Raw genomic sequence first — 16,504 nt, 5'->3', positions numbered from 1 at the left:
CATCTGAAATACGCTGCGACACCAAACCGCAGGCCGCTTTTTTACTTATCGGCATTGATCAGGCTAAATAGCCGCGCCTGATCTCCCACTCAACCGGATCTGTCCCATGTCCCGACAACGGCTCGCAATTGCCTGGATAGCCTGCTTCGCAGTGCTGTTCAACATGCTCGCCATGCCGATGACCGGAGCGATGGCGCAGACGGCGAAATCGCCGGCCGAACAGCTGTTGTGGGGCAGTTTTTGCTCGTCCACCGGCACGAAGATGGTGGCGATTTCCCTGGGGACGCTTGAACAGAAAGCGCCGCAAAACGACGATCATTCCAGCATGCAGCATTGCTGGTGTTGCTCCGGCTCAGCGCCGTTGGTGGCACTGCCCGGGCATGTACCGCAGTTGTACTTCGCGCGTTTCGAGGCCAATCGAAGCCTGCCCGCTGCTTCTCTCGACACGCCCACTCCGCGCCAGCAATGGCCGAATCTCAACCCCCGCGCATCCCCTCTGGTGTGATTCCTTCTCGCAATTGACCTGCGTCTTGAATCGTTCTGGAGAACTGTCATGTTGAACAAACTCATCGTTCTGGCTGCGTTGCTGCTGCCTGCCTGCTTTGCCAATGCCCATGAATACAAGGCGGGCGAACTGGAGATCGCTCATCCATGGTCGCAAGAGTTACCGCCTAACGCGCCGACCGTTGCGGCTTATTTCGTGATTCAAAACCACGGTAAAACCGCAGACAAACTGCTCAGCGTCGACTCGCCGATTGCAGGTATCGCTCAACTGCACGAGCACGTGATGCAGAACGATCTGATGAAAATGCAGCAAGTGCCGGTCGTCGAAATCCCGGCGGGCGGGAGCGTTACGTTTGCGCCGATGGCGTATCACGTGATGCTGCTGGAACTCAAAGACCGCAGCCTGCTGAGCGACGGAAAACGGTTCCCGCTGACGATGCATTTCGAGAAATCCGGTGATGTGACGGTCGAAGTCGCAGTGCAGAAAACCGCGCCGAACGGCGTGCAAGTGCACGCGCACACCCCGTAATCGCCAACGCTGAATACGCCCATGCGCCCGCTTAGCGCCAGGTCATCTGCCCCCCGTCGTCAGCCATTGAGCCTGACCCGCGGTAGCTGGATCAGCCTGTTCGCCATGTTGATGATCTTTATCGGCCCGCTGATTTCTCAGTCGATGCCGATGGATCCGCGCGCCTCCGCCCTGATGGAAGTCTCCATGAACATGTCGATGGACATGCCCATGGAGATGCCGGCAATGGAGCACGGCGACCACGGCGCGCAAGCCGCCGCCGAGCACTGCCCACCCAAGACACCTCATCACGCCATCTGGGAAAAGTGCGGCTATTGCAGCCTGCTGTTCAATTGCCCGGCACTGACGGGTGGCCAGTCCTTCATCGCATTCGATACACCAACAGCCACGACCTTCACCAAACCCGCCACTCGCCTGGGCCACGCCCGGCAGACCTTCTTCCCCGGCGCCCGCACCCGCGCGCCGCCCATCGTCACGTAAACACCCCCCAATCTCACACGGTCCTGAAGATTGCCTGCGCCATCCCTGTGGGCGCGAGTCTGTGTGGCGAGGGAGCTTGCTCCCGCTTGAGTGCGCAGCACTCACAAAAGGGCCGCTACGCAGCCCAGCGGGAGCAAGCTCCCTCGCCACACGGCACGCTCCCACAGGGGATGGCGTCGGCGGCCGGCCGTGTCGTTTACGACTGTTCGATGGAAATTGTCATGTCCACGCTTTCTGCTGACACGCGCTTGAGCGCTGCCCAAGCCACTTTTACCCTGAACGAAACGCGCGTTCGTTTCAGGCACGCCACTGCCATTCTTTGCGGCGCTTTGCTGACCCCTATGGTGCTGGCCGACGAGCACGCCGGCCAGCATGAAGAACTGAGCCCGACGGTGATCACCGCCGTCGCGCCGAGTTCGCCGCTGACCGTCGTCACCAACCCCAAGGACCCGCGCCAACCGGTGCCGGCCAGCGACGGCGGCGACTATCTGAAGACCATTCCCGGTTTCGCCCTGGTACGCAACGGCGGCACCAACGGTGACCCTGTGCTGCGCGGCATGTTCGGCTCACGGTTGAATATCCTCACCAACGGCGGCCAGATGCTCGGGGCCTGCCCCGGCCGGATGGACGCGCCGACCTCCTACATCTCCCCGGAAACCTACGACAAACTTACCGTCATCAAAGGCCCGCAAACCGTGCTGTGGGGGCCAGGCGCGTCAGCCGGCACCATCCTGTTCGACCGTGAGCCGGAAAGCTTCGGCGAACTCGGTACACGCGTGAATGCCAGCGTATTGGCCGGTTCCAACGGTCGCTTCGACAAAGTGGTGGATGCTGCCGCCGGCGGCCAGTCGGGTTACGTGCGAGTGATCGGCAACACCGCGCATTCCGACGACTACCGCGACGGCAACAACGACACCGTGGCGTCGCGCTACGACAAGTGGAACGGCGACGTCGCCGTTGGCTGGACCCCGGACGCCGACACGCTGCTGGAACTCACCGCCGGCAAGGGCGATGGCGAAGCCCGTTATGCCGGACGCGGCATGGACGGTGCGCAGTTCAAACGCGAAAGCCTCGGCCTGCGCTTCGAGAAGTCCAACATCGGCGACGTACTGGACAAGGTCGAAGCACAGATCTACTACAACTACGCCGACCACGTGATGGACAACTACACCCTGCGCACGCCGTCCGGCACCGGGATGATGGCTGGGCCGATGGCCTCCAGTGTCGATCGGCGAACCCTCGGTGCGCGGATCAAGGGCACCTGGCGCTGGGCCGATGTGCAATTGATCAGCGGCATCGACGCGCAGACTAACGAACACCGCAAGCGCAGCGCCATGGGCATCGACACCTACAAGGATCTGCCACGCGACAAGGACGCCGACTTCCACAACTACGGCGTGTTCAGCGAATTGACCTGGTACGCCGCCGACCGCGATCGCTTGATCTCCGGCGCGCGACTGGACCGCGCTTCGGCCAGGGATTTTCGGCAGACCACTGGCTCGGGGATGATGACCCGGCGCAACCCGACCGCCGACGACACCCGCGCCGACACCTTGCCCAGCGGCTTCGTCCGCTACGAACACGACCTCGCCGACAGCCCGACCACGTTGTACGCCGGTCTCGGTCACACCCAGCGTTTCCCGGATTATTGGGAGCTGTTTTCGCCCAACTCCGGCCCTGCCGGCTCGGTGAATGCCTTCGATTCGATCAAGCCTGAAAAAACCACCCAGCTCGACTTCGGCCTGCAATACAAGACCGAAGACCTCGAAGCCTGGGCCTCGGGTTATGTCGGACAGGTGCGCGATTACATCCTGTTCAACTACACGCCGGGAATGATGGGCATGACCTCGCAAGCCGAGAACATCGACGCGCGGATCATGGGCGGTGAACTCGGTGCGGCTTACAAGCTGACCTCGAACTGGAAGGCCGATGCGACCCTCGCCTATGCCTGGGGCAAGAACAGCAGCGACGGCAACGCGTTGCCGCAAATGCCGCCACTGGATGCACGTTTCGGCCTGACCTACAGCGAAGACAACTGGAGCGCCGGCGCACTGTGGAGAGTGGTCGCCGCGCAAAATCGTATCGACCAGAACAAAGGCAACGTGGTCGGCAAGGACTTCGACAAGACCTCGGGGTTCGGCGTGTTTTCGCTCAACGGTGCGTACCGGATCAACAAGAACTGGAAGGTCAGCAGCGGCGTCGACAACCTGTTCGGCAAGGCTTACGCCGAGCATTTGAACCTGGCCGGCAACGCCGGTTTTGGCTACCCGGCCAATGACCCGCAGGCCATCAAAGAACCGGGGCGCATGCTCTGGACCAAGGTCGACATGAGTTTCTAAGAACATCGCGGGCAAGCCCGCTTCCACATGGAAAGTGTTGAACCTGTGGGAGCGAGCCTGCTCGCGAATGACTGCACAGCAGTCACCAGACAACAACAAAAGTACCAAGCCAAGCGGAGCACAACCGATGAAACAGCCCAAACCGAATTTCTACAACCTGGCCTGGCGCTGGCATTTCTATGCCGGTCTGTTCGTCGCGCCATTCATGGTGATGCTGGCCCTGACCGGCGTCATTTACCTGTTCAAGCCGCAACTCGATCCGTTGATGTACGGCAGCCTGATGAACGTCCCGGCCGGTCATCACAGTGTCCCGGCCGATGCCCTGCTCAAGCGGGTAAAAGAGGCTTATCCACAAGCAACGATCAAGCAGTACCTGCCGCCGATCAACGCCGAACGCAGCGCGCAGTTTGTCGTGCTCAACGCCGGCAATGAGTTGAATGTTTTTGTCGACCCGTATCACGGCGACATTCTCGGCGAGCAAGACGCGAAGAAGAATCTGCAAGCCGTTGCCCGTGCGATCCACGGTGAATTGATGATCGGCACGGTCGGTGATCGACTGATCGAACTCGCCGCGGGCTGGGGCATCGTGCTGGTGGTCTCCGGGGTGTTCCTGTGGTGGCCGCGAGGTCAGGCCGCCGGCATCTTGTGGCCGCGCCTGAGCAGTCGCGGTCGCGTGCTGTGGCGCGACCTGCATGCCGTCACCGGGTTCTGGGGTGCCGCGTTTCTGTTGGTGATGCTGCTGAGCGGCATGACCTGGACCGGGTTCTGGGGCAAGCAATACGCCGGGGTCTGGAACGTGTTCCCGGACGCCATGTGGAATGACATGCCCAAGTCCGACGTCGAGGCCCGCAGCCTCAACACCGCCACCCGCCAGACCGTGCCCTGGGCGATGGAAAACACGCCGATGCCGATGTCCGGTGACCACGCCGAACACATGGCCCACGGCAGCGGTCAAGCCGGTCCTGCGGCGCCGACCATCAGCCTGCAAGACGTGCAGAACATCGCCGAACAGCGCAAGGTCGAGCCTGGCTACAGCATCACGTTCCCGACCACTGCCACCGGCGTGTTCACCATCGCGGTATTTGCCGACGACCCGCGCAACGATGCCACTCTGCACGTCGATCAATACACCGGCAACGTCCTCGCCGATGTGCGCTTCGAGCAATACGGCACCGTCGCCCGCGCCACGGAAATTGGCGTGATGCTCCACGAAGGCAAGATGTTCGGCGTGCTCAACCAGATCATCGTGTTGCTGATCTGCCTGATGATTCTGCTCAGCGCCGTCAGCGGCGTGGTGATCTGGTGGAAGCGCCGCCCGCAAGGCAAGTTCGGTGTTCCGCCGCTACGCCACGATCTGCCGAAATGGAAAACCGGCGTGGCAATCATGCTGGTGCTGGCGGTGGCGTTTCCATTGGTGGGGGCTTCGTTGGTGGTGGTCTGGTTGCTGGATCGCGTGCTGCTTTCGCGCTTCAACCGACAAACTGAATCGGCCTCATCTTCATCATGAAACAGGCGAGATGCTTGTTTTAGAGGCACGTGTAGACTTCGGCACTTATCGCCCGGTCATATTAAGTGTTACTGTATAACTCGAGTACATCATTCAACCCGCAGCCATGGCTGCGGGTTTTCTTTTGAAGAAGTGATTCACCATCCCGATGAACAGTACCTTTTGACCGGCCTCTGCCTGCTGCCCTGAACAGTGCTCAAGTGCAGCCGAAGCTGTTTTGGCGAGGGCGCTTGTTCCCTCGCCACAGGTGATGTGCACAGTTAAAACGATCAATCAGGAATGCAATGACCTCGCTGAACCTCACCAACCTCGCCTGGACACCCATGGGCCACGGCCACTGTCATCACCAGTTCCAGCTGCGTGATGCCTCGTTGCACGTGGCCGCCGGTGAGTTTGTCGGGTTGATCGGCCCCAACGGCAGCGGCAAGACCAGTCTGCTGCGCTGCGCCTACCGCTTCAGCAAACCGGAAAACGGCGAGGTCCGGCTCGATCATCACAACGTCTGGAAACAATCCTCGCGCTGGTGCGCGCAACGCATCGCAGTGGTGTTGCAGGAATTCCCCGACGCCTTCGGCCTGACCGTCGACGAAGTGGTCGCCATGGGCCGGACACCGCACAAAGGCCTGTTCGACGGCGACACCCTCGAAGACCGAAACCTCGCGACGCAAGCACTGGAATCCGTCGGCCTCAACGGTTTTGAAGACCACGCTTTCGCCACGCTCTCCGGCGGCGAAAAGCAACGCGTGATCCTCGCCCGCGCACTCGCCCAGCAACCACAGCTGCTGATCCTCGACGAGCCGACCAATCACCTCGACCCGCGCTATCAGCTGGAGCTGTTGCAACTGGTCAAGCGCCTGCAGATCGGCACCCTGGCGAGCATCCACGACCTCAATCTCGCCGCCGCGTTCTGTGATCGGCTGTACGTGCTCGATCACGGCCGCATCGTCGCCAGCGGCACACCCAAAGAAGTCCTGACCGCCCCGCTGCTGCGTGATGTGTTCGGCGTCGAAGCGCTGATCGATGAACACCCTCTGCACGGCTACCCACGAATCACCTGGATAACCCAACCATGACTTTGCGTTCCCTGCTGTGCGTCGCGCTGTTGCTGGGCAGTGCCCAAGCGCTTGCCGAAGCAACGAAATATCCGCTGACGGTCCAGAGCTGCAACCGCGAAGTGACCTTCGCGCAAGCGCCGAAACACGCGGTCAGCCATGACATCAACATGACGCAAATGATGCTCGCCCTCGGCCTCAAGCCGAGCATGGCCGGCTACAGCGGCGTCACCGGCTGGAAATCGGTCACGCCACAGATGCAGACCATCCTCGACGGCCTGCCGGAGCTGGCGGCCAAATACCCATCGGTGGAAACCCTGCTCAACGCCAACGTCGATTTCTTCTTTGCCGGTTGGGATTACGGCATGCGCGTCGGCGGTGATCTCACGCCGCAAACGTTGCAGCCGCTGGGCATCAACGTCTACGAGCTGACCGAATCCTGCGCGTTCGTGATGAAGCGCCCGGCCGCCACGCTGGAAGACACTTACAACGACCTGCGCAACCTCGGCAGAATCTTCGATGTGCAGGATCGTGCCAACGCCTTGATCGCCCAAATGCAGGCGCAAGTTGCGGACGTGCGCAAGGATCTGCCGGCCAAAAAACCCCGCGTGTTCCTCTATGACAGTGGCGAAGACCGCGCCATGACCTCGGGTCGCCTGGGCATGCCGCAAGCGCTGATCGACGCGGCGGGCGGGCGCAACATTCTGGATGACACCGACGCGAGCTGGACCCGCGTGAATTGGGAAAACGTGGTCGAGCGCAATCCGCAGGTGATCGTGATCGTCGACTACGGCGAGGTCACCGCCGAGCAGAAGGTGCAATTCCTGCTGAACAACAAGGCGCTGCAATCGGTGGACGCGATCAAGAACCAGCGCTTCATCGTCATTCCGTATGTGCAGGCCACGCCTGGCATCGACAACGTGCTGGCGGTTGAAACCCTGGCCAAGGGTTTCCACGGCGAATGACCAGTCGTCGCTACGCCTTGTTGCTGATCGCCCTCGGCGCACTGTTGATTGTGTCGTGCGTGGTGTCACTGGGCTTCGGCCCGGCGCGGGTGCCGGTGGACGCGGTCTGGCACATTTTGCTGCACAAGGTGTCTGGCTTTGGCGAGGTGAGCTGGACAGCCGGTCAGGAACATATCGTGTGGTTGATCCGCGTGCCGCGCATGTTGCTCGGCGCGCTGGTGGGCGCCGGCCTGGCGTTGATCGGCGCGGTGCTGCAAGCGGTGACGCGCAACCCGCTGGCCGATCCGCATTTGCTCGGGGTGACGTCCGGCGCGACACTTGGCGCAGTGATCGTGGTGCTGCATGTCGGTGAAATCGTCGGCCTGCTGACCTTGCCCATCGCCGCCTTTATCGGTGCACTGCTGAGCATGCTGATCGTCCTGGTGATCGCCAACCGCAACGGTCGGCTGGACAGTGACCGGCTGCTGTTGTGCGGCGTGGCGGTGTCGTTCGTGATGATGGCGATCGCTAATCTGTTGCTGTTTCTCGGCGATCACCGTGCCAGTTCGGCGGTGATGTTCTGGATGCTGGGCGGGCTCGGACTGGCGCGCTGGGAATTGCTCGCGGTGCCGGCGGCGAGCGTGTTGCTCGGGCTGGTTTTGTTGCTGGGCATGGCCCGTCCGTTGAACGCGTTGATGGCGGGTGAACAGACGGCCGTGACGCTGGGGCTCAACGCCCGTAGCGTACGCCTGCGCGTGTTTTTGATTGCGTCGCTGATGACGGGGGTGCTGGTGTCGATCAGTGGGTCCATCGGATTTGTCGGGTTGATGGTGCCGCACATCGCACGCCGATTGGTGGGGGCTGAACATCGGCGATTGCTGCCGGTGTGCGTGCTGTTGGGCAGTGTGTTTCTGGTATGGGTCGATGTCGCCGCGCGCACCCTGATCGCCCCCGAGGACTTGCCCATAGGCGTGGCCACGGCGGCGATTGGCGGATTGTTTTTCATCGGCCTCATGCGCAAGCGTTGACCGGGTGCGAGGTGGTCAGGCTGCGGACACGGTTACAACTCATCCCGGGGGTATTGGACGGATACGTCGGGAAACTGCTGGCGCACGTCTTTCCAGTCGGCGCCCAGTCGCCCGGGCTGGCGCCAGTAACCGGCGGCCCTCAATACTTCTAAATGGCTGGTGTCAGCCAGCCTGGAAATGAACGCCTCGAACGACATCACGGTGGTCCATCGATCATTGGGAGGCTGCACCAGCATGACGTTAAGCAGTGCTTGCTCCGCTATCGAATAGGTCGGTACGTACTTCAGCAATGCGCCGTCGCGTGAGGAATAGTAGAAAGCCGTGATATCGAAGCCTTTGTTTTTCACGACCTGGGTGTGCGAATGAATCGACTCGGGAGAAGCATAGTTCTCAACGTCGGCATCCGATCCCGCTTGCACCTTGCCTGACTGATCAATCTGATGACTGGCCATCCATGTGTAGCCGTCAGGCAAGCGTGGCAATCGAGTGTCTGGTGCAGTTGAAAGGTCGTTGGCAGTGCGGAAGATCAGCCTGATGGCTGCATCGGGATGACTCGTGCCAGCGAGGGGCTGCATGCCGACGTATGAAAAGGTATCGGGTTTGGCCAGGATTGCGCTTGTACACGCCAATCCCCGATTAAAGTGTTCCGCTCGAAACTGAGCATAACGAGCAGCATCGTCGGGATGATGAAACATCGGCCCAAACGGCAGACTGGAGGTGTTTGCCCACCTTGCTTCGACGGACACAAACGGCATACCGGCAAACCAGTCCTGACCCACCTCACCGGCACGGGACCAGTAAGCGCTGGTCAACAGCACCTCCAGTTTCCCCGCCGCTGCCATACGCCGAATGTAATCGGTCAGTTTGAATGAGCCACGGTTGATATCGTCCTGATCACGTTGAGCCTGCGCCGTTGTCGCAAACGGGTTGTCCCTGACCTGCACCTGGCCATATTTGTCCCGCGACACCACCGGATCGAACGGCGCGAGTTCAAGACGTAGCAAGGCGCCGTCGCCACAGGAAAAATAAATCGGCCTGTACCCGTGAGACGTACGGACGCTGTCACGCGCCAGACTCACCTCCATGGGCGAAAAGAAGTGCCGGTAGTCATCGTCCGGCAGCCCCGGCGGCGTAGCGACCGCACACAGGATGAGCCCACTGTCCACGTAGCGGTAAGGCAATACGCCAGGAAACACACGGTCATACGCCAACCGTGAGTTGCGCACACTCACGGGCAGCGTCGCGAGGAATGAACCATCGCGAGCGTTGCGCAGGATAAATCCAAAGCCGGGTAATGAACGACTGCCCGCCTGTTCATGTGCCAGGCGGGCGGCATCCTGTTCCTGGATGCAGACCGCAGTGTAAGCCGGCTCCACCAAGGCCCTTGGGTAACCCGTCGTTTGGGGTATCGTCTGATACGGTTCAAACTCCGTGACTTCTCGAGCCGGGCCCCATAGGCGGCTTCCTGCAACCACTTTCAGATACCCGCAATTGACCAGTTTTTTAACCCACGCTGTCGGCGTCAACGTACCGGCATGGATCTGATCCTTGATCCAGGTGGCGTCCAGATCACGAGCCGGCTTACCCGACAGGCTGATCGCTATGCCCAGGTCCGCGCGGATGCGCTCCCATGTGCCGATCCGGTAACGGATGATCGATCCGTCGGGTGCAAACAGGTATTCATCGAGCGCCTGCGTTCTGCGCATGAAGGCGGTGTAAACGGTATCGACAGAGAGCATGTTGCGATAGAGCTCTTTGTCGACGTCCGATAACAGGACGGGTAACGCGCGCAGCACCCGTGAGCGATAACGCGCCACGATCGTGCAGTCTGTCGGAAACTGACCGAGCTCGATCGCTGCATCCGCAAAGATCCACTTGATATCGAAGTCTTCCTGGGGGATATCGGTAGGATCAGTGGCCACAAAACGCCCATCAGAGCGCTGGAGAATCAGACCACCGAATGCCCTTGGCGTGCCGGCAGGCACTTGTGAACGAGCATGCACGGCGGCGTCATCGGCCGTCAGGAACACCGGACCGAGCGAACGACGCTGCACGTTCTGGCACGGCGCCCAATGGGCGCCCACCAGCCCTTTCCTGTCCCAGCACACACTGGTGCGCAACACGTGCAATGCATCGTTGCGGGCGACCGTCGCGACAAAATCGGTTGCGCTCGACACGCCCTTGGCCAGATTGTTTTGAATGGCCTCCAGGCCCATGTTCGGAACATCGTTGTCGAACAGCGGGGTGTCCGGTCGGGGCTCGTACTTCAGCAGTGCCCCGTCCGGCGTCGACACGTAGAGCAGCGCCGGAACTCTTTCCCCGAAGACAGGGCGTTTTTTGGCGTTGTAGACAGCGACCCACAAATCTTTCGGAACAATGAAATGCTCGGCCAGCCAGCGTCGGGGCGCATCCCGCTCATGGTTGACCCGCTGGCGCGAATAGAAATAGGAGTGAGGAGCGAAGGACTCGGGATAAACATAGTCCCCGGACGTTGGGGAACGTCGGAACACACTGCGCTCCAGGAAAAGCTTGTCTCTTGGATAGCTGACGGGAACCAGTTCTGAAGCGACATATTCTTCTTTGTCCCTGTGCTTGAGAATGAAGCCGAACCAGGTCTGTCCTTCATCACGTTGTCCGGTGTTTCGGGCATAACGATCGAGCGCCGCTGCGTCGGCCGACTGGAACACCGCACCCAACGACACTCTCTCCGGGACATTCCGTTCCCAGGGGCCGGGAACGAAGTGCTCCGTGACTTTCCCCCGAGGTCGCCAGCGACCGTTGCTGATAATGACCTGCAAATCGCCGGCGGCCGCCGCCTCTGTCACCAGTTGTTCCGGTTTGACCACGCCCTTTTCCAGGTCGAGGGCAAGCTTGCCGGGCGATTGGCTGGTTCCCAACTGTTTGAGCAGTGCCTGCGAGCGAGAGCTGTCCGGGGTGAACCGGATCAAACTGTCTTCGGCCCCCGACAGATAGGCCGACAGGTCGGTTGCGAGGCTATTGCGCAACGCTTTGACATTGAACATCAGCAAGCTCGTTGCCGCATCTTCGACGGACCATTCCAGATCCGCTGCTTCGTGTGCGTCGAGTGTCGAAAGCGCGGGGTGAGCGTAAAACCGACTGTGCAAGACATGATTGTCGGGGACACGCTCGTGATGCGTACTCGAACTGGCCAATTGTTCGGCGGGCTCAGTAATCACGTACCGCTGATCATCTCGCTGGAGGATATAGCCGTAGTAACCGCGATTACGGCGCCGCCCTACCCGTTCGTGGGCATAACAGGCGGCGTCGCCCGCCGAAAGAAAGGTCCGGCCCAATACACTTAGTGTTGATACAGCATTTGTCGAGTCAGGCTGTTGAGGTTGTTCATCCATGATGGGAGTACTCCAGTGAGTCTTCATTGAACACTCACTGTCGCACTGTGAAATACGCCCATGGCGGTACATAGTTATTCCTCCCCCCCCCCCGAACTGCTTGCGTACGTGTGGGCACGGCTCATCAGGCGTTCTACAGCTCGTCACGGTCTGGCTTCACCTCCGGTTGTACCGTCGGCGTCCAGGTCGAGTCCAGACGTCCGAGGCGGCGCCAGTAACCATCGGTGTCCACGACTTCAAGCCGGCCGACGCCTGCGAGTCGAGCGAGGTAAGCAGCGACCCCGTCCTTTGCTTCCTCATTGAAAAATGCGGTTTCCTGTGCCGAGAAACTGGGGGTGAATTTGAACAGCGCGCCCCCGCGACCGGAGAAGTAGCAACTACCGCCGGAGACCCCGCTCTTTTTCACCACGTCCCGGCTGAACCACAGGTCCGCCAGGGCCAGGTTATCCAGCAGCAATCGATCCATCGCAGAGGGGTCCTTGACCAACAGGTTGAAGCGTTTGTAGAACTGATGGACGGCGACCCATTTGTAGTCCGGAGGAAATATCGGTAATGGCAATGGTTGCGCCCCCGGTATGGAAACAGGGGCAATGGGCCCGCCCACCCCCGAGTAAAACAGCGAACTGGCAGCGCCACTGTCGGGGCCGTCTTCAAGCGGCTCGACAGCAACGAATGAAGCGCTCGCCTCATGCATCAGGATCCCCCCCAGAAACTCCTGAGCAACGTAATCGCCAATCTGTCTTTGGGCCGAACGGGCCGCATCATCGGCATGTGCGAATACAGGCCCGAGGGCAAAGCTGTTATCCGGCGCCCATCTCACCAACCCGATGCCGGTTTTGACACCTCGGGAGTCCACCCTGAACGGCGACCAGAAAGCGCTGCGCACCACTGCCTGCAACTCACCGTTTGCGATCACTTTACGCAGATATTCGAACAGCGTTTCGCTTCCAGATTGCAGGACCTTTTCGTAGGCGAGCGCGACCTGCAACTGGGTCCACTCTGGTGCGATGGACTTGGGCTTGTATCGCAACAAGGCGCCATCGGCACAGGACACAAAGACGGAGAGGAAAGCAGTGACTGCCTCCGTGCGCACACGGACAGCGTCCAACCCGTACATCAGATCCCGAGGCGAGATGAAACTCTGATTCAAGTCGTGCGGCAGTCGCCCCGCTCCGGCCGAGGAACACAGAAAAATCCCCTCCACGCGGTACCCCAGAGGCAATAGCCCGTCGGGAAATACCTTCTCGACGGCGAGACTTCCTCGCCGCCCGTCGATCGGCATCGTCGTCACATACCGCTCGGCGTTCAGCGCCTTGAGTATGAACCCGAACATCAATCCGGTTCGAACGCCAACCGCTCGGTGGACATGCCGTACGGCGTCGTCCATTTGCGTGAAGACCGGACTGAACGCCGGATCAGCAATAGCCGACCGATGCACTTGCGAAGGGCCTCCCTCGGAATAAGCGCTCCATACCGACAACTGCCTGGCCTTGCCCCAGAGTCGGCTGCCTTTGATCACTTGCAACCGACCGGCTCTTGCAACCTGATTGACGTATTCACTCGGGGTCAGCGTGCCATTGCGCATTTGCAGCTCTATCGGGGTGTGCCGGCGCTGCAATTGACTGGGGGACGCCAATGACCGCGCGAGTTGTTTTTCCGCAGCACTGGCGCTGAGGGTGTAGCTGATGAGGCTGCCGTCGAGCCCCAGCAGATATTCCTTGCCGGGCGAAAGCGACGAGCCGCTCAGGATTGCCGCCAGAAAATCAGTGGAGAACATGGTGAGGTACACGTCCCGCTCGCGGTTCGACAGCGCGAAAATCGGTTCGACCTGCATTCGCGAATGGTAGCGGGCGACAACCGTGCTCCCGGCCAGAAACAGTCCCTGCTCGATCAACTCGTCCAGGCGAATCCAGCTGGCAGGGAAATTCTCGACCTCGACGGCCACCGGCAATGTTGCGACGAACAAACCATCGAGCCGACGCAGCACCAGGCCACCGTAGATCCGCTCTCGCCGCGAGCCCAACTGCTCCAGCGCATGGCGCACTGCATCATCCTGCGACACAAAGACCGGGCTGAGCGCTCGTCGCTGGAGCTGTACATAGGATTTCCAATCGGCGCCGACAATGCCCGTCTCGTCCCACAGCTCACTGGTACGCAGCACCTTCAGCTCTCCGGCCTTGGCGATCCATTGAATGACGTTGGCAAAGGGCGGCGTGGCGTTGAGCAACAGCGACTTGAGCTGCTGCAAACCGTTGGCGTCGAATTGTGTTGAGGTGGACGAATATTGATAGCGCAACAAGGCCCCATCCAGGGTCGCGATAAAAACGCTCAGGTCCTGAAAATGCGTAAGGCGTTGGGTGCCATCGTCGTCATGGATCGCCGCAGCCAGTTCGGTCATGGAAGCAAAATGACGGGCAAACCAGGCGTCCGTTGTCGATAACCCATCGGGAATCCAGCTTGCCGAGTAATAAAGCGCGAGGGTGCGAAACTCGTCGATCAATACGGGCGCGCCAAAGTCGCTAGCCTGGTTCAGCGCCCCCAGGTGGCTGGCAGGCACCGTTTCGGTCGCCACATACTCTTCGCGGTCCTTGTGCTTAAGGATAAAACCCCAACCCGCAGCCGCCGCACGGTAGTCGAGCCGGGCGCGATGACGGGCGTTCAGCACCGCGTCTTCGGCATTGGAAAAAATCGCGCCGAGCATCGGAACGGAAACGCCTGCGGGCGCTGATTCATCACCCAGCACCGTTCCCCTCGGCCCCCACACATCATTGCCCGCGACCACACGCAATCGGCCAGTCCCGGCCAATTCTTCGACCACGGCATCGGGTGCCAGTGTGCCGACTGCCAGCTCCCGGTCTATCAAGGTGGAATCATCGGCAAGCAAGGTAACTCGCTCTTTCACCTTGTTGCGAGCGGCCACTTTCGATAAATCGGGGCTGTAAGCCAGCAGGCTGTCTGGCGAACCCGAGAGGTAAAAATCGGCAACATGCGCGCTCTTGGCGAGCACTGAGCGAATGTCCTCGGTGGTGAACATTTGCGCCTGCGTCAATTGCTCTTCTGCGTCGGCATGGACAACAGCACTTGAGTCCCTTTGCCAGCGTGAAGCGTACAACCCATAAAACGAGTGTCCCTCGAGCAGTACGATCGGTGCTCCTGAGGCGTCGAGAGGACAGAGCCGGTCCAGGGCAAACCGCGGCGGCGCGCCGATAACCGGCTCAGTGGCGACAAAACGTTTGTCTTGATCCTGCAAAATCATCCCGACAAAGCCTTGTTCACGGCGGCTGCCGATGTACCCATGCGCAAACCGTGCAGCATCGTCGGCGAGGAGGAAAGCGGGACTCAAACGCCTTGACCTCGCATAGGGTTGCCAGTCGGTGCCAACGTTCCCGACAACATCCCATAACGCGCTGTCCTTCAGCACCGTCAACTCGCCGGCTGCTGCCACCTGCTTGACGTAAACCGCAGGCTTGAGCGTACCTTCCTTCAGTCGCGCGTTGAAGTCTGTGCTGTCCTTCAGCGCAGCTTCACGCTGGTGCGCCGAAGGCTGGTACTGCAAAACGGCACCGTCGCGGGTCCGGGCGTACACCTTCAGATAGTCCGGGTACTCCTGCCGGTAAACATCCCACAGCGAAAACCTGATGCCAGCCGCCAGCTCGTCCGGTGAAAAAAACCGCTCATACAGCCAAGGCTCGCTGGCACTCTGCGCCCCATCACTGTGCGATATGAAATAGACGCCGTTGAGGTCGAAATCGAGCAAAGGCTCCAACTTGCGATCCGCTCGCATCGGAAATGTTTTGAACAGTTCGGCTGCCGGATTGCTGGAAAGAACCGGATAGGTCGCCATGCATTCCGAGCTGCCGGCAGAGGTCACCACAAACCCTAGATAAAGGCTGTCGGACGTCGGGGGGAGCGTCGTTGCTGCGGCTTCAATCGCCTTGTCCACTTGATCGGACACCGCACAAAAAAACGGCTGTACCGGCGTCGGACTTCGCTGCGCGGCAGTACCGAGGCTCCAGTTCGCCGACACGTTTCCTCGCACTCCGCCCCACTGAGCGTTGGGTACCAGTACGCTCAGCGTGCCGGTCGTGGCCAATTTTTGAATCAATCGCTCAACGTCGGAGAACGGCCCGAAAGCCTTGAACGCCACCTCAAAGAGCTTTTTCTCCTCTGCCGGTTGAGTGGACTCGTATTTGATCAGCGAGCCATCCGGCCCCGATAAATAGTGGCGCTGTCCATAGGCACCCGAATCCTGCATGTCGCTGAGGATGTAGTGTCTCGAAAAAAAACCGAGGCTCAACTTGATCTGCTCGTTCGTCCAGCCTGGGTGAACACGCAGGACTTCGGCGTGATTGGCCGAATGGGACAAGTAATACGCAGCGCCACTGTAGCCAGGGGAGACGAACAGCTCCCCAGGGTTGTCGGCAGACAGCAGGGTGTCGAAATCGAAACGCCCTTTCTTGCCTGGCACAGGAAACGTGGGCTGATATTTACCGTCGGCCCGTTGCAGGATTACGCCGCCGTAGTGCTGGTCATAGCGCGCGCCAATCTGCCGATGCGCCCAATAGGCCGCATCATCGGCGCTCATGAATGTTGGTCCCAGGGCGGGAAATCGTGCCGTCGCCCGGGTGGTTGAAGGTGTATTGATCGAAGTGCTGTCCATGCTCTGCTCGCCTGATTGAGAGTCCCTCATCATCAAGATTGCGCAGCGCAACGGGCGGTACATATTTATCGCTTGCCGGGATTTGCTGTT

10 protein-coding genes are annotated in these 16,504 nt (G+C 60.3%); 8 read left to right on the top strand and 2 right to left on the bottom strand.

Features of this window, described 5'->3' with window-relative positions; translation table 11 throughout:
• Nucleotides 1-106: 106 nt before the first annotated feature.
• From ACM1ZW_RS11970 to ACM1ZW_RS11935, 8 genes are all read left to right on the top strand, one after another.
• The gene (locus ACM1ZW_RS11970; protein WP_017336326.1) at nt 107-505 is read left to right on the top strand and encodes a DUF2946 domain-containing protein; all 399 of its coding nucleotides are present in this window, start codon (nt 107-109) and stop codon (nt 503-505) included.
• Between the two features lie 48 nt (nt 506-553).
• Nucleotides 554-1,033, top strand: a complete 480-nt coding sequence (locus ACM1ZW_RS11965; protein WP_414878201.1) for a copper chaperone PCu(A)C — start codon at nt 554-556, stop codon at nt 1,031-1,033.
• 21 nt (nt 1,034-1,054) lie between these two features.
• The gene (locus ACM1ZW_RS11960; protein WP_031318334.1) at nt 1,055-1,513 is read left to right on the top strand and encodes a DUF2946 domain-containing protein; all 459 of its coding nucleotides are present in this window, start codon (nt 1,055-1,057) and stop codon (nt 1,511-1,513) included.
• Between the two features lie 221 nt (nt 1,514-1,734).
• The gene (locus ACM1ZW_RS11955; RefSeq protein ID WP_416740594.1) at nt 1,735-3,852 is read left to right on the top strand and encodes a TonB-dependent copper receptor; all 2,118 of its coding nucleotides are present in this window, start codon (nt 1,735-1,737) and stop codon (nt 3,850-3,852) included.
• Between the two features lie 127 nt (nt 3,853-3,979).
• Nucleotides 3,980-5,359, top strand: a complete 1,380-nt coding sequence (locus ACM1ZW_RS11950; protein WP_416740593.1) for a PepSY-associated TM helix domain-containing protein — start codon at nt 3,980-3,982, stop codon at nt 5,357-5,359.
• A 284-nt stretch (nt 5,360-5,643) separates the two neighbouring features.
• Nucleotides 5,644-6,432 (top strand): ABC transporter ATP-binding protein, encoded by a 789-nt coding sequence (locus tag ACM1ZW_RS11945; protein WP_017336321.1) that lies wholly within the window; start codon nt 5,644-5,646, stop codon nt 6,430-6,432.
• The gene (locus ACM1ZW_RS11940) at nt 6,429-7,376 is read left to right on the top strand and encodes an ABC transporter substrate-binding protein (protein ID WP_017336320.1); all 948 of its coding nucleotides are present in this window, start codon (nt 6,429-6,431) and stop codon (nt 7,374-7,376) included. Before ACM1ZW_RS11945 ends, ACM1ZW_RS11940 begins: the two co-directional genes overlap by 4 nt.
• Nucleotides 7,373-8,383 (top strand): FecCD family ABC transporter permease, encoded by a 1,011-nt coding sequence (locus ACM1ZW_RS11935; RefSeq protein ID WP_017336319.1) that lies wholly within the window; start codon nt 7,373-7,375, stop codon nt 8,381-8,383. Before ACM1ZW_RS11940 ends, ACM1ZW_RS11935 begins: the two co-directional genes overlap by 4 nt.
• Nucleotides 8,384-8,415: 32 nt before the next feature.
• Here ACM1ZW_RS11935 and ACM1ZW_RS11930 read toward each other — a convergent pair whose 3' ends face one another.
• Complete coding sequence (locus tag ACM1ZW_RS11930; RefSeq protein WP_416740592.1) at nt 8,416-11,754, bottom strand: hypothetical protein; 3,339 nt, start codon at nt 11,752-11,754, stop codon at nt 8,416-8,418.
• A 133-nt stretch (nt 11,755-11,887) separates the two neighbouring features.
• The gene (locus ACM1ZW_RS11925) at nt 11,888-16,414 is read right to left on the bottom strand and encodes a hypothetical protein (RefSeq protein ID WP_416740591.1); all 4,527 of its coding nucleotides are present in this window, start codon (nt 16,412-16,414) and stop codon (nt 11,888-11,890) included.
• Nucleotides 16,415-16,504 lie beyond the last annotated feature (90 nt).

The organism is Pseudomonas sp. NFX71, from assembly GCF_048079215.1.
GTDB classification, from domain to species: Bacteria; Pseudomonadota; Gammaproteobacteria; order Pseudomonadales; family Pseudomonadaceae; genus Aquipseudomonas; species Aquipseudomonas fluorescens_B.
This window is presented reverse-complemented; position numbering and strand designations above follow the sequence as displayed.